18 protein-coding genes are annotated in these 17,559 nt (G+C 73.3%); 15 read left to right on the plus strand and 3 right to left on the minus strand.

Going from position 1 to position 17,559, the window contains the following annotated elements:
* Window positions 1-278: 278 nt before the first annotated feature.
* The 4 genes from alr (at window position 279) to ACFXHB_RS14815 (ending at window position 3,915) form a co-directional block, all read left to right on the plus strand.
* Window positions 279-1,529, plus strand: a complete 1,251-nt coding sequence (gene alr, locus ACFXHB_RS14800; protein ID WP_380574519.1) for an alanine racemase — start codon at window positions 279-281, stop codon at window positions 1,527-1,529.
* Window positions 1,526-2,998, plus strand: a complete 1,473-nt coding sequence (locus ACFXHB_RS14805) for an alpha/beta fold hydrolase (protein WP_380574521.1) — start codon at window positions 1,526-1,528, stop codon at window positions 2,996-2,998. The genes alr and ACFXHB_RS14805 overlap by 4 nt, the downstream gene beginning before the upstream one ends.
* Before the next feature lie 121 nt (window positions 2,999-3,119).
* Window positions 3,120-3,617: a tRNA (adenosine(37)-N6)-threonylcarbamoyltransferase complex ATPase subunit type 1 TsaE gene (gene tsaE, locus ACFXHB_RS14810; protein WP_380574522.1), complete on the plus strand. Its 498-nt coding sequence runs from the start codon at window positions 3,120-3,122 to the stop codon at window positions 3,615-3,617.
* A 100-nt stretch (window positions 3,618-3,717) separates the two neighbouring features.
* Entirely contained in the window at window positions 3,718-3,915 is a 198-nt protein-coding gene (locus tag ACFXHB_RS14815) for a hypothetical protein (protein WP_380574523.1), read from the plus strand.
* Between the two features lie 123 nt (window positions 3,916-4,038).
* On the opposite strand, the gene ACFXHB_RS14820 is transcribed toward ACFXHB_RS14815, so the two are convergent.
* Window positions 4,039-4,611: a hypothetical protein gene (locus ACFXHB_RS14820; protein ID WP_380574641.1), complete on the minus strand. Its 573-nt coding sequence runs from the start codon at window positions 4,609-4,611 to the stop codon at window positions 4,039-4,041.
* Window positions 4,612-4,785: 174 nt separating this feature from the next.
* Between ACFXHB_RS14820 and tsaB the strand changes: the two genes are divergently transcribed.
* The 5 genes from tsaB to ACFXHB_RS14845 all read left to right on the plus strand — a co-directional run bounded on the left by tsaB (window position 4,786) and on the right by ACFXHB_RS14845 (window position 8,338).
* On the plus strand, window positions 4,786-5,442 hold the full coding sequence (gene tsaB, locus ACFXHB_RS14825; RefSeq protein ID WP_380574524.1) for a tRNA (adenosine(37)-N6)-threonylcarbamoyltransferase complex dimerization subunit type 1 TsaB: 657 nt from the start codon (window positions 4,786-4,788) through the stop codon (window positions 5,440-5,442).
* 77 nt (window positions 5,443-5,519) lie between these two features.
* Window positions 5,520-5,999 carry a ribosomal protein S18-alanine N-acetyltransferase gene (gene rimI / locus ACFXHB_RS14830; protein WP_380574642.1) on the plus strand — a complete coding sequence of 160 codons (480 nt, stop codon included), beginning with the start codon at window positions 5,520-5,522 and terminating at the stop codon, window positions 5,997-5,999.
* Window positions 5,992-7,080 (plus strand): tRNA (adenosine(37)-N6)-threonylcarbamoyltransferase complex transferase subunit TsaD, encoded by a 1,089-nt coding sequence (gene tsaD, locus ACFXHB_RS14835; protein WP_380574525.1) that lies wholly within the window; start codon window positions 5,992-5,994, stop codon window positions 7,078-7,080. The genes rimI and tsaD overlap by 8 nt, the downstream gene beginning before the upstream one ends.
* Complete coding sequence (locus ACFXHB_RS14840; RefSeq protein ID WP_380574526.1) at window positions 7,077-7,340, plus strand: hypothetical protein; 264 nt, start codon at window positions 7,077-7,079, stop codon at window positions 7,338-7,340. The genes tsaD and ACFXHB_RS14840 overlap by 4 nt, the downstream gene beginning before the upstream one ends.
* 89 nt (window positions 7,341-7,429) lie before the next feature.
* Window positions 7,430-8,338 carry a polysaccharide deacetylase family protein gene (locus ACFXHB_RS14845; RefSeq protein ID WP_380574527.1) on the plus strand — a complete coding sequence of 303 codons (909 nt, stop codon included), beginning with the start codon at window positions 7,430-7,432 and terminating at the stop codon, window positions 8,336-8,338.
* Between the two features lie 7 nt (window positions 8,339-8,345).
* On the opposite strand, the gene ACFXHB_RS14850 is transcribed toward ACFXHB_RS14845, so the two are convergent.
* Window positions 8,346-9,521 (minus strand): methyltransferase domain-containing protein, encoded by a 1,176-nt coding sequence (locus ACFXHB_RS14850; RefSeq protein ID WP_380574529.1) that lies wholly within the window; start codon window positions 9,519-9,521, stop codon window positions 8,346-8,348.
* 348 nt (window positions 9,522-9,869) lie between these two features.
* Here ACFXHB_RS14850 and groES point away from each other — a divergent pair, with 348 nt between their 5' ends.
* The 3 genes from groES (at window position 9,870) to ACFXHB_RS14865 (ending at window position 13,079) form a co-directional block, all read left to right on the plus strand.
* Window positions 9,870-10,175 (plus strand): co-chaperone GroES, encoded by a 306-nt coding sequence (groES, locus tag ACFXHB_RS14855; RefSeq protein WP_014136232.1) that lies wholly within the window; start codon window positions 9,870-9,872, stop codon window positions 10,173-10,175.
* A 132-nt stretch (window positions 10,176-10,307) separates the two neighbouring features.
* Window positions 10,308-11,939: a chaperonin GroEL gene (groL, locus tag ACFXHB_RS14860; protein WP_380574530.1), complete on the plus strand. Its 1,632-nt coding sequence runs from the start codon at window positions 10,308-10,310 to the stop codon at window positions 11,937-11,939.
* A gap of 132 nt (window positions 11,940-12,071) precedes the next feature.
* Entirely contained in the window at window positions 12,072-13,079 is a 1,008-nt protein-coding gene (locus tag ACFXHB_RS14865; protein WP_380574532.1) for a LysR family transcriptional regulator, read from the plus strand.
* 79 nt (window positions 13,080-13,158) lie between these two features.
* Here the strand turns inward: ACFXHB_RS14865 and ACFXHB_RS14870 are convergent, their stop codons facing one another.
* Window positions 13,159-13,485, minus strand: a complete 327-nt coding sequence (locus tag ACFXHB_RS14870; protein WP_380574533.1) for a WhiB family transcriptional regulator — start codon at window positions 13,483-13,485, stop codon at window positions 13,159-13,161.
* Window positions 13,486-14,045: 560 nt separating this feature from the next.
* On the opposite strand from ACFXHB_RS14870, the gene ACFXHB_RS14875 reads away from it, so the two are divergent.
* From ACFXHB_RS14875 to guaB, 3 genes are all read left to right on the plus strand, one after another.
* Window positions 14,046-14,657: a response regulator transcription factor gene (locus ACFXHB_RS14875; RefSeq protein ID WP_014136228.1), complete on the plus strand. Its 612-nt coding sequence runs from the start codon at window positions 14,046-14,048 to the stop codon at window positions 14,655-14,657.
* A 371-nt stretch (window positions 14,658-15,028) separates the two neighbouring features.
* Entirely contained in the window at window positions 15,029-15,730 is a 702-nt protein-coding gene (locus ACFXHB_RS14880) for a sigma-70 family RNA polymerase sigma factor (RefSeq protein ID WP_380574643.1), read from the plus strand.
* A 259-nt stretch (window positions 15,731-15,989) separates the two neighbouring features.
* Window positions 15,990-17,492 carry an IMP dehydrogenase gene (guaB, locus tag ACFXHB_RS14885; protein ID WP_380574534.1) on the plus strand — a complete coding sequence of 501 codons (1,503 nt, stop codon included), beginning with the start codon at window positions 15,990-15,992 and terminating at the stop codon, window positions 17,490-17,492.
* Window positions 17,493-17,559 lie beyond the last annotated feature (67 nt).

Here is a 17,559-nt window from a genome sequence, read left to right on the forward strand (position 1 = left end):
TCTCGCTCTGGGTGGACCTCGGGGCGCGGCGCGGCGCGCCGCGGGGCGGGGCGGGGCAGGGCCGAGGGGCGGAGGCCGGGCGGGCCGGCGGGAGGCGTGGGTCGGCGCGGGGCGGCATGGGCGGGGGTGCCCGGGGTGGTCCGGGGAACCGGTGGTGCGCCGGGGGGCGTCCCGGACGAGGTGGCGGGGTGTAGTGGCCGGTCGGCGGGCCGGGGCCGGTCCGCCGCGCCGACGGGCCGTTCGGCGAGGACCATGAGACGTCTGGGAGACTGACCCTGATGACAACTGCGAACACGACCGGCACGGCCACCCTCACCGACGGCGTACGGGCCGAGGCGACCATCGATCTGGCCGCCCTGCGCGGCAACCTCGCCGCGCTGCGCGAGCGCGTCGGCGCCGCCACGGTGATGGCCACGGTCAAGGCGGACGCCTACGGCCACGGCGCGGTCCGCTGTGCCCGCGAGGCGGTCGCCGCCGGCATCGGCTGGCTCGGCACGGCACTCCCGCAGGAGGCGCTCGCCCTGCGCGCCGCCGGGATCCGCCCCGACCAGGCCCGGGTCCTCTGCTGGCTCTGGACGCCGGGCGGCCCCTGGCGCGAGGTGCTGCTCGCCGACATCGATGTCTCCGTCAGCGGTCAGTGGGCACTGGACGAGTTGCTCGCCGCCGTCCGCGCGACCGGCGTTCCGGCCCGGGTGCACCTGAAGGCCGACACCGGTCTCGGTCGCAACGGCTGCCAGCCCCACGACTGGCCCGAGCTGGTCGCCGCGGCCCGGCGTGCCGAGGTCGAGGGCCTGCTCACGGTGGTCGGCGTCTGGTCGCACTTCGCGGCGGCGGACGAGCCCGGCCACCCCTCCATCCAGACCCAACTGGACGCCTTCCGCGAGGCGCTGGCGCACGCCGAGGCGGCCGGGCTGCGCCCGGTGGTCCGCCACCTCGCCAACTCGCCGGCCACCCTGCTGCTCCCGCAGTCGCACTACGACATGGTCCGTACCGGGCTGGCCATGTACGGGCTCTCGCCCGTCCCGGAGGTCGGCTCGCCGGCCGATTTCGGGCTGCGGCCGGTGATGGCGTTGACCGCCCGGTTGGCCCTGGTCAAGCACGTTCCCGGTGGTCACGGCGTCAGCTACGGCCATCACTACACCACGCCGGGCCCGACCACCCTGGGCCTGGTGCCGGTCGGCTACGGCGACGGTGTCCCCCGGCACGCCAGCGGTACCGGTCCGGTGCAGATCGCGGGCAAGTGGCGCACGGTGGCCGGACGGGTGGCGATGGACCAGTTCGTCGTCGACCTCGGCGGGGACACCCCCGCGATCGGCGACGAGGTGTTGCTGTTCGGCAACGGCGAGCAGGGCGAGCCGACCGCCGAGGACTGGGGCCGGGCCTGCGGCACCATCTCCTACGAGATCGTGACCCGGATCGGCGCCCGGGTGCCGCGCCGCTACCTCGGCGCGAGCGCGGCCGGCGCGGACACGGTGGACACCGGGGACAGCAAGGCCAGCAAGGCCAGCGCCGAGGGCTCGGTCGGATGAGCGAGGAGGCCGGCTCCGGTCCGGTCGCGGCGGTGGCCAAGGCCGCGGGAGCGGCCTCCGGAGTGAGCCGGGCCGGCCTGATCGGGATCTCGGTCGGCGTGGTCGCGGCCGGTGCGGCCGCCGGCGTGGCGATCGAGCGGCTGACCGTCGGCCGGGCGACCCGCCGCCGGGCCCGCGCGGAGCTGGATGCCAACGCCCCGTACGGCTCGCTCCGCGGGCGCCCGCGCAGGGTGGCGGCTCCGGACGGCACCGAGCTCTACGTCGAGCTGGACGGCACCGGTTGGCCCGAGCCCGTCCGGGCGAGCCCCGAACGCCCGCCGCACCACGAGGACGGGACGGACGGCGGCGTCGACACGGATGTCGATCCGGATCCCGATCCCGATACGGATGCCGAACCGGATGCGGGTACCGACGCCGGGGCCGGCCGTCGCGGCTGGTTCGTCCGCCGCCGGCAGGGCGGCACCGGGAGCGGCGAGGGACCGGCGGACCGGAGCGGCCTGCCCGGTCTGCTGGGCGGCTCCGGCGTGCCGGCGCGGGCCGGGCGACGCTCCGGCCCCGGGCCCGCCGTCGCGGCCGGCGGCGGACGCGAGCCGCTGACCGTGATCTTCTGCCACGGCTACTGCCTCAACCAGGACAGCTGGCACTTCCAGCGGGCCGCGCTGCGCGAGGGCGTGCGGCTGGTCTTCTGGGACCAGCGCAGTCACGGCCGCTCCGAGCGCTCCCGCTCCTACCTGGCCGGCGAGCCCGCGAGCATCGATCAGCTGGGCGGGGACCTCAGGACGGTGATCGAAGCCGTCGCGCCGACCGGGCCACTCGTCCTGGTCGGTCACTCGATGGGTGGCATGACGGTGATGGCGCTGGCCGACCAGGACCCGGACCTGTTCCGGGATCGGGTCGCCGGGGTCGCGCTGATCGGCACGCTGGCGGGGGACTGGGAGGCCGTGACCCTCGGAATGCCGGCGGTCGGCGCCAAGCTGTTCAAGAAGGTCGCGCCGGGCGTGATGAAGCTGCTCGGCCGACAGGTCGAGCTGGTGGAGGCGACCCGGCGGCTGGGCACCGACGTCAGTGCCGTCTTCTACCGGAAGTTCTCCTTCGGCGGGAAGGACGTCGACCCGGGCGTGGTGCGGTTCGCCGAACAGCTGCTGGACGCCACCCCGATCGACGTGGTGGCCGAGTTCTACCCGGTGTTCGGCGCGCACGAGAAGACCTCCGCCCTGGCGGCCCTGCGCGGCATCCCCACCCTGGTGCTCGCGGGCACCAAGGACCTGCTGACCCCGCCCGCGCACAGCGAGGCGATCGCCGAACAACTGCCCGGCGCCGAGCTGCTCCTGGTGGAGGACGCCGGGCACCTGGTGATGTTGGAGCGCCCGGACCTCGTCGACCAGCGCCTGGCCGCCCTGCTGGAGCGGGCGGCGGACTACCGGGGCGCGGCGCCGCCACTGTCGCCCTCGTCGCGGGAGACGGAGTAGCCCGACCGGTCACCTCGGGCCGGGCCGGGCCGGGCGCGGGACCCGGCGGGGATGTGGCACCGTAGCGGGGGCGCCCGGAGGTCGGTGCGCCGCCGTACGGATCGAAGGGCTTGAATCGCGCATGGGCTCGCACGCCACTCTCACCGTCGCCACTCCCCAGCGGATGGGCCGGCTCGGCCGGGAACTGGCCGCGCTGCTGCGGCCGGGGGACCTGGTGCTGCTCTCCGGGGAGCTGGGGGCCGGCAAGACCACGCTCACCCGGGGGCTGGGGGAGGGGCTCCAGGTGCGCGGGGCGGTCACCTCGCCGACCTTCGTGATCGCCCGGGTGCACCCGTCGCTGGTCGGCGGGCCGGCTCTGGTGCACGTGGACGCGTACCGGCTGGGCGGGGACCTGGACGAGATGGAGGACCTCGACCTGGACGTCTCGCTGCCGGAGTCGGTGGTGGTGGTCGAGTGGGGCGAGGGCAAGGTCGAGCGGCTGGCCGAGGACCGCTTGGAGGTCCGGATCGAGCGTGCCATCGGCGGTACGGCGGACGGGGACGACCTGGACCCGCGCCAGGTGCTGCTGACCGGGATCGGCCCGCGCTGGACCGGGGTGCAACTGGAGGCGCTGGCCTGAGCCGGCCGATGCCGACAGGCTGTCGGTAAGTGTTGCGGGCGGGGTGCCGGGCGTGATGGGATAGGTGCTGCGGTTAGGTCTGCCTAACTAGGGAGGCGCCATGTCGAGCACCACCCCCGCCCCGGAGCGCGCGCCGCGCGATGCCGGGGCCGGAGAGCCCACCCGCAGCGTTCAGGGCGGGCCGATGCGGGCCCTGCTGGCCGCGTGGGCGGCCGCGGAGGCGGTCTCCACCCCGCCGGAGCGTCGGACGACCGTGGCGCCCGCCGAACCCCTGGCCGACACCCCCCGCGCGGCCTGACCGCTCCGGACCTGCCTGCCAGGCCGGACCGCCCCGCGAACAAGGGCCCGCGAGCAAGGGCCCTGCACCAGGCCCGGGCACCGCGGCGCGCGGGCCCTGGTGCGCCCGGCAGGCCCCGGCGCCTCAGGCGATCACGACGACCTTGGTGCCGTTCGGCGCGAAGTCCCAGATCAGCTGGCCCTCCGGCCGCCCGCTGCGGATGCCGCCGGTCTTGGCCTTCGGGTCGGTGGTCGGGGTGGCGCCGTCCATCGCCGCGCTGAAGCCGAACACCACGCCGTTCTGCTGGGCGAAGCGCACCACGTGCTCGATCTGGCGGCCGTCGGTGCCGGTGGTGGTGGCCGTGCGGCTGTACACCGGGTAGCTGCCCGGGGTCGGTTCCACCGAGCCCGGGGTGACCGCGAAGGTGGCCACCACCTGCGGGTTCTTCTTGGGGTCGACCAGCCAGACGTAGTGGCTGCCGACCGAGTAGACGATCCGCAGCCCGCTGCCCGAGCCGGTCGGCAGCGCCGGGGCGGTCGGGGTGGCCGAAGCGGTCGGGGTGGCCGGGGCGGACGGGCCGCTCGACGAGGCGGTCGGGCTCGCACTCGGCCGGGTGGCTTCCGTGCGGTCCTGCGCGCCGTTGGCCTGGAAGGCCAGCAGGCTCACCACCGCCAGGGCCCCCAGGGTCAGCCCCGTGACCACCACTCCAGGACCCATCTTCGCCACGTGTCGCTCCCACCGCCGTCCCAAAACCCGTCGGCCCCATCGTGCCAGGTCGACTCGTCCGCGCCCGCACCCCGTAGGACGTGTGTTCCGAACCCGTACGCCTTGTCGATCGGGCGGACCAAGACCGGCGGTCGGTCACGGCTCCGACCGGTCTAACCTTGACCCGTGCTGCTGCTCGCGTTCGACACCGCTACCCCCGCCGTCACCGCCGCCGTCCACGACGGCACGGCCGTCCTCGCCGAGACCGACCAGGTCGACGCCAGGCGCCACGGCGAACTGCTCCTTCCCGCCATCGACCGGGTGCTGCGGGAGGCCGGCGTGGACAAGCATCGGCTGACCGGCATCGCGGTGGGCGTCGGCCCCGGCCCCTACACCGGCCTGCGGGTCGGCCTGGTGACGGCCGCCGCGCTCGGCCACGCGCTGGGCGTACCGGTTCACGGCGTCTGCACCCTGGACGCGATCGCCCACGCGGCACGCGCCGAGGGCCTCGCCGGGCAGCCGTTCACGGTGGCCACCGACGCGCGCCGCAAGGAGGTCTACTGGGCCTCGTACGACGCGGACGGCCGCCGCGTCGAGGGCCCCGCCGTGGACCGCCCGACCGAGCTGGCACCGCGACCGCGGGCCGTGGGCGCCGGCGCGCTGCTGTACCCGGAGGCCTTCCCGGGCGCGCACGGGCCCGAGCACGTCTCGGCCGGCGCGCTGGCCGACTTCGCCGCCGCCGAACTCGCCGCCGGCCGGGAGCTGCTGCCCAACGTGCCGCTGTACCTGCGGCGCCCGGACGCCCAGGTGCCCGCCGGCTACAAGGCGGTGCTCCCGGCGTGACCGGCCCGAACGGCCCGAACGGCGTGACCGGCCAGGACGCTCCCGCCGCCCCGAACGGCCCCGCCACCCTGCGCCCGATGCGCTGGTGGGACATCGCGCCGGTGCTGGAGCTGGAGCTGGACCTCTTCCCCGAGGACGCCTGGTCCACCGGGATGTACTGGTCCGAGCTGGCCGAGGCCCACCCCGGCGGCACCCGCCACTACACGGTGGCCACCGCCGCCGACGGCGCGATCGTCGGCTACGCCGGGCTGATGGCGGTGGCCGGCGAGGGTGACGTGCAGACCATCGCCGTCGACCGGCGGCACCAGGGCACCGGCCTCGGCGCGGTGCTGCTCGCGGACCTGATCCGGGAGGCCGCCCGGCGCGACTGCGCCGAGCTGCTGCTGGAGGTGCGGGTGGACAACCCGCGCGCCCAGCGGCTCTACGAGCGCTTCGGCTTCGAGGCGGTCGGCATCCGGCGCGGCTACTACCAGCCGGCCGGGATCGACGCGCTGGTGATGCGTCTCGATCACCCCAGTACCGAACCGAAGGACCTGAAGGAAGACCGCCATGGCTGACGAACCGCTCGTCCTCGGCATCGAGACCTCCTGCGACGAGACCGGCGTCGGCATCGTGCGCGGCACCACGCTGCTCGCCGACGCGGTGGCCTCCAGCGTCAACGACCACGCCCGGTTCGGCGGTGTGGTGCCCGAGATCGCCAGCCGCGCGCACCTGGAGGCGATGGTCCCGACCATCCAGCGCGCCCTGGACACCGCCGGCATCAAGGCGAGCGACCTGGACGGCATCGCCGTCACGGCCGGTCCCGGCCTGGCAGGTGCGCTGCTGGTCGGCGTGAGCGCCGCCAAGGCCTACGCCTGGGCGCTGGACAAGCCGCTCTACGGGGTCAACCACCTGGCCTCGCACATCTGCGTGGACCAACTGGAGCACGGCCGGCTGCCCTCACCGACGATGGCCCTGCTGGTCTCCGGCGGGCACTCCTCGCTGCTGCTCAGCGAGGACATCACCAGCGACGTCCGCCCGCTCGGCGCGACCATCGACGACGCGGCCGGTGAGGCCTTCGACAAGGTCGCCCGGGTGCTCGGCCTCGGCTTCCCCGGCGGTCCGGTGGTGGACCGGATCGCCCGCGAGGGCGACCGCGGGGCGATCGCCTTCCCGCGCGGTCTGAGCGGTCCGAAGGACCCGGCGTACGACTTCTCCTTCTCGGGGCTGAAGACCGCCGTCGCCCGCTGGGTGGAGGCCAAGCGCCGGGCCGGCGAGGAGGTGCCGATCGCGGATGTCGCGGCCTCGTTCCAGGAGGCGGTCACCGACGTCCTGACCCGCAAGGCGGTCAAGGCCTGCAAGGACAGCGGCGTCGATCACCTGATGATCGGCGGCGGGGTGGCGGCCAACTCGCGACTGCGCGAGATGGCCCAGCAGCGCTGCGACAAGGCGGGCATCCGGCTGCGGGTCCCGCGCCCGGGGCTGTGCACCGACAACGGCGCGATGGTCGCCGCGCTGGGGGCCGAGATGGTCTGGCGCGACCGCACGCCCTCGGCCTTCGACCTCTCGGCCGACTCCTCGCTGCCGGTCACCGAGGTCCACGTCCCGCACACCGACGTGCACGGCCAGGCGTACCAGGCGCTCGGCGGCGGGCGGTGACCACCACCGCCGCGATGTGGGAGGCACGGGCCGCCGACGGCCGGGGCGCCGAGCTGTCCGCGTGGGTCCGTGAGGTCGCGCTGCCCGCGCTGCGCGGCTCGGCCGGCCTGGTCCGCGCCGAGCTGTTCGGCGCGGCGGGCGACCGTGTGCTGCTGATCACCTGGTGGACGGCGGAGCCGCTGCCGCTCGCCGAGCCGCCCGCCGGGCTGATCGGCCGTCCGGTGCACCGCTGGTCCTTCGTCAGCGAGCATGTGGAGTAGTCACTCGTCAGCCTGTCCTGGAACCGAACAGCTGACCGTTACCGTGCATAGCTGAGGAACAGCTGGACGGTACCGGGGAGCGCGGCGCGGTGAAGTGGCACGGGCGGGGCAGGACGAGGACGTACGCGGTGGGGGCGCTGGCGCTGCTGGCCGCCGCCACGGGCTGTGGCGGGGGCGGATCGGGCGCCGGACCGGCGGGCGCCGCCGCGACGACGCCGGCGGCCGCGCGGGAGCCCTCCCGGGCCGCGAGCCCGGCGCCCGCGACGACACCCGCCGCGGTGCCCGCGGCCGGGGACGCGGCGGCCTGGGCGAAGTGGAACCTCAAGCCGCTGCCGCCCGCCCCCGCGGCGCCCGCCGACAAGCCGGTCAAGCTCGAACGGACCGGCACCGTGCCGGTGTTCAGCGAGGTGAAGACCACCGACAAGGTGGTCTTCCTCACCATCGACGACGGCGCCGAGAAGGACCCGAAGTTCGTCGAGATGCTGACCGACCTCAAGGTGCCCGTCTCGATGTTCCTGACCAGGGACATCGTCAAGGACAACTACGGCTACTTCAAGCCGCTCCAGGCGCTCGGCAACCACATCCACAACCACACCGTGGACCACGCCCAGATGAGCAAGGTCCCGCCGGAGAAGCAGAAGTCCGAGATCTGTGACGCCCAGTCCGCGCTGACCCAGCAGTACGGCAGCGCGCCGCTGCTGTTCCGGCCGCCCTACGGGGACGGCGCCAACACCCCGGCACTGAACACCGCGGTGCAGCAGTGCGGGCCGCGCGCGATCGTGCTCTGGCGCGAGTCGATGCAGATCCACGACATGCAGTACCAGGCGGCGGACAAGAAGCTGCGGCCCGGCGACATCGTCCTCGCCCACTTCCGGGGCCCGAAGGACCTCAAGGGCGAGACGATGACGCAGATGTTCGGGGAGCTGCTGGCCCGCGTCCAGGAGCAGGGCTTCGCGGTGGCCCGGCTGGAGGACTACATCCAGGCGCCCGCCTCCTGACCGGCCGCTAGGGGGCCGTCACCGGCCGGCCGAGCATCATCAGCGGGCCCCGGTCGGTGCGGCTGAGGATCACCGTGACGCTGTTCGGCCCGCTCGGCTTCAGCTGGCGGCGCAGCTCCTCCGGGGTGATCGCCATTCCCCGCTTCTTGATCACCACGGTGCCGACGGCCCGCTCGCGCAGCAGCGCCTTCAGCTTCTTGATGTGGAACGGCAGGACGTCGGTCAGCTCGAAGGCGTGCGCGTACGGGGTGGCGACCAGGTGGTCCGAGGTGACGTAGGCGATCTTCGGGTCGATCAGCCGGCCGCGCACCTGCCCGGCCACCTCGGCGACCAGGTGGGCCCGGATCACCGCGCCGTCCGGCTCGTAGAGGTAGCGGCCGACCGGTCCGGCGGGCGGGTCGGGCAGGTCGCCGCCGGTCAGCGAGGCGCCGTGCGGCAGCAGGGTGGCGCGGTGCGGGCGGTCGGCCCCGGTGCCGAACCAGAGCACCGCCTCCTTGACGTCGCCGTGGTCGGAGACCCATTCGGCCTCGGCGTCGGCCGGTACGGCCTCGTGCGGGATGCCCGGGGCGACCTTGAGCGCGCCGACCGGGGTGCGCCGGCCGGCCTCGATCGCCCAGGAGAGCGGCGGGGCGTAGGCCTCGGGGTCGAACACCCGGCCGCGCGCGGTGCGGCGGGCGGGGTCGGTGAAGACCGCGTCGTACCCGGTGACGTCGATGTCGGCGACATCGGCGCACCGCACCTCGACCAGGTCCGCCAGGCCCAGCGCGGCGGCGTTGGCGGCGGTGGCCGCGCAGGCCGCCGGGTCCTTGTCGACGGCGAGCACTTCGATGCCGGCCCGGGCCAGCGCGAGGACGTCCCCGCCGATGCCGCAGCAGAGGTCGGCCAGCCGGCGCACGCCGAGGTCGGCGAAGCGCCGGGCCCGCCACTCGGCGACGGCGCGCCGGGTGGACTGCTCGACACCGTTGGGCGTGAAGAACATCAGGTCGGCGTCCGTGCCGAACTTCGCGCGGGCGCGTTGCCGCAGCCTGGCCTGTCCGAAGGCCGCCGAGACCAGCTCCGGCGAGTGCTCCCGGCGCAGCCTGGTCGCCAGCGCGAGCTCCTCCTCGGGTGCGAACTCGCGCAGTTCGGCGAGCAGGGACTGCCCCTCGGGGGTCAGCAGGGGCTGCAGGTTCTCGGTCTCCACGCGCTCATTCTCCCCGGTCGGGCCGGGGCGGCGCCGGGGTGCCGCGGCGTCGGGGCGGCTGGGCCGCCGGGGCCGCCCGCACCGCCGGTCCGGCGGGGGGTACGGGTGTGCGGCGCGGCGGTGGCCTCGTACAGGAGTGCGACCGGGGACTCGCCGGTCCGAACCGTTCGGGCGCGCCGTTGGCACTCTGGTTGACTGAGTGCTAACCGCCGCCTATGGTCGTCCTTGGCACTCTCCCCATGGTGAGTGCTAACGCGACGACGTGTGTCTGACCCCCGCGACGGCAGGCCCGCAGGTTCGCCACCTACCCGTTAGAAAACCCCGTAATCTCCGAAGGGGAGCTCGGACGTGACCACCAGCAGCAAGGTTGCCATCAAGCCGCTCGAGGACCGCATCGTGGTCCAGCCGCTCGACGCCGAGACCACCACGGCCTCCGGCCTGGTTATCCCGGACACCGCCAAGGAGAAGCCCCAGGAGGGCGTCGTCCTGGCTGTCGGCCCGGGCCGCTTCGAGGACGGCCAGCGTCTGCCGCTCGACGTCGCCGTCGGTGACATCGTCCTGTACTCGAAGTACGGCGGCACCGAGGTGAAGTACCAGGGCGAGGAGTACCTCGTCCTCTCGGCGCGCGACGTTCTCGCCATCATCGAGAAGTAAGCAGCACCGAGAAGTAAGTCGTTCCAGCCCGCCCCGGATCCGTGTCCCAGTGACAGGGGCCCGGGGCGTGGTTGTTGGTTCACGTAGTCCGGTGGCCGGCGTGCCGGCCGCAGCCCCGAGGGAATAGGGAACATGGCGAAGATCCTGCAGTTCGACGAGGACGCCCGCCGCTCGCTGGAGCGCGGTGTCAACAAGCTGGCCGACACCGTCAAGGTGACCATCGGCCCCAAGGGCCGCAACGTCGTCATCGACAAGAAGTTCGGTGCTCCGACCATCACCAACGACGGTGTGACCATCGCCCGCGAGGTCGAGCTGGACGACCCGTACGAGAACCTTGGCGCGCAGCTCGTCAAGGAGGTCGCCACCAAGACCAACGACGTCGCGGGTGACGGCACCACCACCGCCACCGTGCTGGCCCAGGCCCTGGTCAACGAGGGTCTGCGCAACGTCGCCGCCGGCGCCGGCCCGGCCGCCCTGAAGAAGGGCATCGACAAGGCCGTCGCCGCCGTCTCCGAGCACCTGCTCTCCATCGCCCGCGAGATCGAGGGCAAGGACGACGTCGCCGCCGTCGCGTCCCTCTCGGCGCAGGACACCCAGGTCGGCGAGCTGATCGCCGAGGCGATCGACAAGGTCGGCAAGGACGGTGTCATCACCGTCGAGGAGTCGAACACCTTCGGCGTGGAGCTGGACTTCACCGAGGGCATGCAGTTCGACAAGGGCTACCTGTCGCCGTACTTCGTCACCGACGCGGAGCGGCAGGAGGCGGTCCTGGAGGACCCGTACATCCTGATCAACCAGGGCAAGATCTCCTCCATCCAGGAGCTGCTGCCGCTGCTGGAGAAGATCCTGCAGGGCGGTGCCTCGAAGCCGCTGCTGATCATCGCCGAGGACGTCGACGGCGAGGCGCTGTCCACCCTCGTGGTGAACAAGATCCGCGGCACCTTCAACGCGGTCGCCGTCAAGGCCCCGGGCTTCGGTGACCGCCGCAAGGCGATCCTGGGCGACCTGGCCACCCTGACCGGTGCCACCGTCATCTCCGAGGAGGTCGGCCTCAAGCTCGACCAGGCCGGTCTGGACGTGCTGGGCACCGCTCGCCGCGTGACCATCACCAAGGACGAGACCACCGTCGTCGACGGCGCCGGTGACAGCGAGGCCGTGGCCGGCCGCGTCGCCCAGATCAAGGGCGAGATCGCCAACACGGACTCCGACTGGGACCGCGAGAAGCTGCAGGAGCGCCTGGCCAAGCTGGCCGGCGGCGTCTGCGTCATCAAGGTCGGCGCCGCCACCGAGGTGGAGCTGAAGGAGCGCAAGCACCGCCTGGAGGACGCCATCTCGGCGACCCGTGCCGCGGTCGAGGAGGGCATCGTCGCCGGTGGTGGCGCCTCCCTGGTGCACGCCGCCAAGGTGCTGGACGGCGGCCTGGGCCTGTCGGGCGACGAGGCGACCGGTGTCGCGGTCGTCCGCAAGGCGCTCGCCGAGCCGCTGCGCTGGATCGCCCAGAACGCCGGCCTTGAGGGCTACGTCATCACCCACAAGGTCGCCGAGCTGGAGGCCGGTCACGGCTTCAACGCCGCCACCGGTGAGTACGGCGACCTGCTGAAGGCCGGCGTCATCGACCCGGTCAAGGTCACCCGCTCCGCGCTGGAGAACGCCGCGTCGATCGCCTCCCTGCTGCTCACCACCGAGACCCTCGTGGTGGAGAAGCCCGCCGAGGAGGAGGCCGGCAACGGCCACTCGCACGGTGGCCACGGCCACTCCCACTGACGCCTGATCAGTGACCGCAGGCCCGGTCCGCGCCCCTCGGGGTACGGGCCGGGCCTGCGGCGTTGTGCGCGCTTCATTCTTCAACTATCAGTTGAATTTTGCATAGCGCAAAGATTGCCTTATAACTGAGGCATGATCGAGGCCCGCCATCTGCGCGTCCTGCGTGCCGTCGCCCGCACCGGCTCCTTCTCCGCCGCCGCCCGTGAGCTGGGCTGTACGCAGCCCGCCATCAGCCAGCAGATGAAGGCCCTGGAGAAGTCCGTGGACACTCCGCTGGTGGTGCGTTCGGGGCGCGGCATGCAGCTGAGCGAGGCCGGACGGGTGCTGCTCAAGCATGCCACCGGCATCCTGGCCGGGCTCTCCGCCGCCGAGGAGGAGGTCGCGGCGATCGCCGGGCTGCGGGCCGGGCGGGTCCGGTTGGTCTCCTTCCCCACCGCGAGTTCCACCCTGGTGCCGCCGGCCGTCGCCCGGCTGCGGGACAGCCATCCGGGGGTGCGCGTGTCGCTGGTCGAGGCCGAACCGCCGGAGTCGCTGGCGATGCTGCGCGGCGGCGAGTGCGAGATCGCGCTGGCCTTCCGCTATCCGCAGGCCCCCGGCGGCGCCCCGGCGCCCGCCCCCGCGCACGGCACGCCGCGCGAGGCGCGGGCCGAGGCCAACCTGGAGGCCCAGCAGCTCAGCGCCACCACCGACTGGTCCGACCTGGTGGTCACCCCGCTGCTGGACGACCCGCTGGTCGGCCTGCTGCCCGCCGCGCACCCCTTGGCGGGGCGCGACGGCGGGCGCGGGCCGGTGGAGCTCGCCGAGCTGGCGGGGGAGCAGTGGATCGCCGGCTGCCCGCAGTGCCGGGGGCACCTGGTGGAGCTCTGCGCGGGCGCGGGCTTCGAGCCCCGGATCGACTTCGCGACCGACGACTACCCGGCGGTGGTCGGCCTGGTGGCGGCCGGGCTCGGGGTGGCGGTGCTGCCGGGGCTGGCGCTGGAGTCGGTGCGCCCCGACGGCGTGTCGGCGGTGTCGGTGCGGACCGCCTCGGGAGCGCCTGCGGTGCGGCAGGTGGTCGCCCTGACCCTGTCGGACCTCGCCGAGGTGCCGGCGGTGGCGCTGATGCTGGAGCGGCTGGCGGGCGCGGCGGCCGGGCGCTGACCGGACCCCCACCCGGGAGGAGCGTCGGCTCGAAGCGCTACGAAGAAACGTTTCTTCGCGGCGTGGGCCGGGTGGGTGCCTAGCGCGGCAGTCCCGTCGGCGCGACCAGCGGTACTTCCATCAGGCGGTTACGCGAGCGGCCCATCATCTCCTCGCGCTCGTCCTCGGTCAGCCCTCCCCAGACGCCGTACGGCTCACGGACGGCCAGGGCGTGCGCCGCGCACTCGGTGCGTACCGGGCAGCGCATGCAGACCTCCTTGGCGCTCGCCTCGCGCGAGCTGCGCGCGGCGCCGCGCTCCCCCTCGGGGTGGAAGAAGAGCGAGCTGTCCACGCCGCGGCAGGCCGCGGAGAGCTGCCAGTCCCAGAGATCGGCGTTGGGGCCGGGGAGGCGTGAGAAATCTGCCATGGCTCATTCCCTTCAGAGGCTCGGCGGCCGCGGACCGGCCATCGGCGGGCTGGGCTGCGCGGCACGGCGAGGCTTCGATGCGCTGGTGTGGACACCTGGAAATATGACTTACGGCAACTCCATGGACAAGTCACCCACAGAGTGGCACAACAGTCAATGACCATACAAAAGCTATAAAAACGGGCAAAGTGGGCATGGAGTTCGGCGGGCGCAGACGTGGCAATCGGGTGGCCGGGGGGCGCGCGGCGTCCCGTACCGGTGTGCGGGTCGTACGCCCACCGCGCGCGAGCTGCACAAAAGTGCGGCGTGTGCACCGCGAGGTGGCTGATCGGTAACGGGTCGGCCACGTACAGTGGTGGAGATGGCCCTGAAAGCCGTAACTCATTCGAGTGACGGTCGTTGGAAGTGCGGAGGCGGTCAGCGGGCGCCGGACGTCGGGAACGATCGCGGGGAAGTTCGGGCGATCGGCACGGAGTCTGTCGCCGATCGGCCGTGTCGGAGAGATTCGTACCAGCCAGGAGGCTCAACGTGACGCGGATCAGCTGCGGAGGACGACGGTCATGACTTCCGTTCTCGTTTGCGACGATTCCCCGCTCGCCCGCGAGGCGCTTCGCCGCGCGGTCGCGACCGTACCCGGCGTCGACCGGGTCACCACCGCGACGAACGGGGAGGAGGTCCTCCGCCGCTGGGTGGCAGACCGCTCCGATCTCGTTCTGATGGACGTCCGGATGCCCGGCCTCGGCGGGGTCGAGACGGTCCGGCGGCTGCTGTCCGCCGATCCGGGCGCGCGGATCATCATGCTCACCGTCGCCGAGGACCTCGACGGCGTCGCCCTCGCGGTGGCCGCCGGTGCCCGCGGCTACCTGCACAAGGACGCCTCGCGCGCCGAGCTGCGGGCCACCGTCACCCAGGCCCTCGCCGACCCGACCTGGCGGCTCGCCCCGCGTCGGCTGCGCAGCCCGGACATGGGCGCCGCGCCGACGTTGACGGCACGTGAGATCCAGGTGCTGGAGGGCATGAGTCACGGCCGCAGCAACGCCGAGATCGGCCGCGAGCTCTTCCTCTCCGAGGACACCGTGAAGACCCACGCCCGACGGCTGTTCAAGAAGCTCGGCGCCTCGGACCGCGCGCACGCGGTGGCCCTGGGCTTCCGGTGGGGCCTGGTCCGCTGACCACCGCCGGCTCCGCCGGCCGCGGCGCGCTGGTCGAGGTTCCCTTCGCAGGGGCGTATGACGTTACGGTCCCGAGGTTGCACCATGGAGGTGTGGAGCACCTCGGGGACCAGCGGACAGGCACTGCGGCGAACCACGGAGTCGCAGGACATTCGGCGGACGGCGCGACGGACGGAACCACCGACGGCGGCAGGGCGGGAGGTGGCACGGTGCAGGAGGGGCCGGTGGTGCGCGGCGGCCCGGTGCCCGGCGCCGCACCGCATAACGTTCCGGTGCACAACTCCGGACGCGGTGCCGCGTTTTCCCGTTCGACCAGGCACCATGGACCGATGCGTGACGACGTTGCCGGTAGTTCCGGCGAGGCTGACCCGATGGAGGCCGAGCCCTCCGGACCGGGTCGGGATCCGTCGTACGCGGATCCCGGTGACAGCGGGCCCGGCCACGGTCCCGGGCGGGGCGCCGGCGAGGCCGGCTCCGGTCGGGCCCCGGTCCTCGGCACCGGTGGTTCCCCGTTGGTCGGCGAGCTGGTCGCGGCCGCCGTCCGGGGCGAGGGTCCGGCGATCGACGCGCTGCTCGCCTACGTGCACCCGCTGGCGCTCCGCTACTGCCGGGGCCGGCTGGTCCGGCTGCCGGGCGGGGCCCGGCACCACGTGGACGACGTCGCCCAGGAGGTCTGCGTCGCGGTGCTCTGCGCGCTGCCGCGCTACCGGGACCAGGGCCGCCCGTTCGAGGCCTTCGTCTACGGGATCGCCGCGCACAAGATCGCCGATCTGCAGCGGGCCGCGATGCGCGGTCCCGGCTCCACGGTGGTCCCGCAGGACGACCTGCCGGAGGTGCCGGACGAGGCGCTCGGCCCCGAGGAGCGGGCGCTGCTCAGCAGTGACGCGGCCTGGGCCAAGGAACTGCTCTCCAACCTGCCGGCCCGTCAGCGCGAGCTGGTGCTGTTGCGGGTGGCCGCCGGGCTGTCGGCGGAGGAGACCGGCGAGGTGCTCGGGATGTCGCCCGGCGCGGTCCGGGTCGCCCAGCACCGGGCGCTGAGCCGGCTGCGGGCGCTCGCGGAGGAATCCTCCTGATCGTCCGCCTTTGACGGGGTCGGAATGGCCCATGGGCGGTCGGTGTTGTCAAGGGCACACGAGGACACATTCGCGGTGCCAGTACCATGGGGTATCGGCGCCTGGGCGGGTCGCCAAAGTTCCGTGGGTGCGAGCGGGGTTTCCCTGGAGGTTCCTCCAATGGCACCGAGCTTTCGGCGGCCTGAGCGAGTGAGCGATGGAGAGCGCCCCCACCCTCAGGGCGCGAGCGGATTAGGCCGGCCACGGAAGGTACCCCCAAATGTCCTACAACGCCGCAGGCGTACCCGAGAAGTTCGCGATGCTCGGGCTCACGTACGACGACGTGCTGCTGTTGCCCGGGGCCTCCGAGGTGCTGCCGAACCAGGTCGACACCTCCTCGCGGGTCTCCCGGAACGTGCGCGTCAACATCCCGCTGCTGTCCGCGGCGATGGACAAGGTCACCGAGGCGCGGATGGCGATCGCGATGGCCCGCCAGGGCGGCGTCGGCGTCCTGCACCGCAACCTCTCGGTCGAGGACCAGGCCAACCAGGTCGACCTGGTGAAGCGGTCCGAGTCCGGCATGGTCACCGACCCGATCACGGTCGGCCCGGAGACCACCCTGGCCGAGGCGGACGCGCTCTGTGCCAAGTTCCGGATCAGCGGTGTGCCGATCGCGGACGAGGCGGGCAAGCTGCTGGGCATCGTCACCAACCGTGACATGGCCTTCGAGTCGGACCGCAGCCGCCAGGTCCGCGAGATCATGACGCCGATGCCGCTGATCACCGGCAAGGTCGGGATCTCCGGCGAGGACGCCATCGCGCTGCTGCGCCGCCACAAGATCGAGAAGCTTCCGCTGGTCGACGACGAGGGCCGGATCAAGGGCCTGATCACCGTCAAGGACTTCGTCAAGGCGGAGAAGTACCCGAACGCGGCCAAGGACGCCGAGGGCCGGCTGCTGGTCGGCGCGGCCGTCGGCGCCAGCGCCGAGGCGTTCGACCGGGCCCAGGCCCTGGTCGAGGCGGGCGTCGACTTCCTGGTCGTGGACACCTCGCACGGCCACAGCCACAACGCGCTGGCCTGGATCGCCAAGATCAAGGCCGCCGTCGGCGTCGACGTGGTCGGCGGCAACGTCGCCACCCGGGACGGCGCCCAGGCGCTGATCGACGCCGGCGTGGACGGCGTCAAGGTCGGCGTCGGCCCCGGCTCCATCTGCACCACCCGCGTGGTCGCCGGTATCGGCGTCCCGCAGGTCACCGCGATCTACGAGGCGGCGCTCGCCTGCCAGGCGGCCGGCGTGCCGGTCATCGGCGACGGCGGCCTGCAGTACTCCGGCGACATCGGCAAGGCGCTCGCCGCCGGCGCCGACACCGTGATGCTGGGCTCGCTGCTGGCCGGCTGCGAGGAGTCGCCCGGTGAGCTGCTGTTCATCAACGGCAAGCAGTTCAAGTCCTACCGCGGCATGGGTTCGCTGGGGGCGATGCAGACCCGCGGGCAGGCCAGGTCCTTCTCCAAGGACCGGTACTTCCAGGGCGAGGTCACCTCGGACGAGAAGCTGATCGCCGAGGGCATCGAGGGCCAGGTGCCCTACCGCGGCCCGCTGTCCGCCGTGCTGTACCAGCTGGTCGGCGGCCTGCGCCAGACCATGGGCTACGTCGGCGCGGCCACCGTGGCGGAGATGGAGAGCAAGGGCCGGTTCGTCCGGATCACCTCGGCGGGCCTCAAGGAGAGCCACCCGCACGACATCCAGATGACCGTCGAGGCGCCGAACTACACCAGCCGCTGACCCGGCCGCCGACGTAGGACACCGAGGGGCCCGCGATCGCGGGCCCCTCGCGCGCGTCCGCGTCCCG

This window comes from Kitasatospora sp. NPDC059327, assembly GCF_042752535.1.
Lineage (GTDB): Bacteria > Actinomycetota > Actinomycetes > Streptomycetales > Streptomycetaceae > Kitasatospora.

What these genes read in the sequence shown, in the direction of transcription:
- ACFXHB_RS14805 (WP_380574521.1), top strand. Translation starts at nt 1,526, where the DNA reads ATGAGCGAGGAGGCCGGCTCCGGTCCGGTCGCGGCGGTGGCCAAGGCC.
- ACFXHB_RS14815 (WP_380574523.1), top strand. Translation starts at nt 3,718, where the DNA reads ATGTCGAGCACCACCCCCGCCCCGGAGCGCGCGCCGCGCGATGCCGGG.
- ACFXHB_RS14820 (WP_380574641.1), bottom strand. Translation starts at nt 4,611, where the DNA reads ATGGGTCCTGGAGTGGTGGTCACGGGGCTGACCCTGGGGGCCCTGGCG.
- groL (WP_380574530.1), top strand. Translation starts at nt 10,308, where the DNA reads ATGGCGAAGATCCTGCAGTTCGACGAGGACGCCCGCCGCTCGCTGGAG.
- tsaD (WP_380574525.1), top strand. Translation starts at nt 5,992, where the DNA reads ATGGCTGACGAACCGCTCGTCCTCGGCATCGAGACCTCCTGCGACGAG.
- guaB (WP_380574534.1), top strand. Translation starts at nt 15,990, where the DNA reads ATGTCCTACAACGCCGCAGGCGTACCCGAGAAGTTCGCGATGCTCGGG.
- ACFXHB_RS14880 (WP_380574643.1), top strand. Translation starts at nt 15,029, where the DNA reads ATGGAGGCCGAGCCCTCCGGACCGGGTCGGGATCCGTCGTACGCGGAT.
- ACFXHB_RS14865 (WP_380574532.1), top strand. Translation starts at nt 12,072, where the DNA reads ATGATCGAGGCCCGCCATCTGCGCGTCCTGCGTGCCGTCGCCCGCACC.
- alr (WP_380574519.1), top strand. Translation starts at nt 279, where the DNA reads ATGACAACTGCGAACACGACCGGCACGGCCACCCTCACCGACGGCGTA.
- ACFXHB_RS14870 (WP_380574533.1), bottom strand. Translation starts at nt 13,485, where the DNA reads ATGGCAGATTTCTCACGCCTCCCCGGCCCCAACGCCGATCTCTGGGAC.
- rimI (WP_380574642.1), top strand. Translation starts at nt 5,520, where the DNA reads ATGCGCTGGTGGGACATCGCGCCGGTGCTGGAGCTGGAGCTGGACCTC.
- ACFXHB_RS14875 (WP_014136228.1), top strand. Translation starts at nt 14,046, where the DNA reads ATGACTTCCGTTCTCGTTTGCGACGATTCCCCGCTCGCCCGCGAGGCG.
- tsaE (WP_380574522.1), top strand. Translation starts at nt 3,120, where the DNA reads ATGGGCTCGCACGCCACTCTCACCGTCGCCACTCCCCAGCGGATGGGC.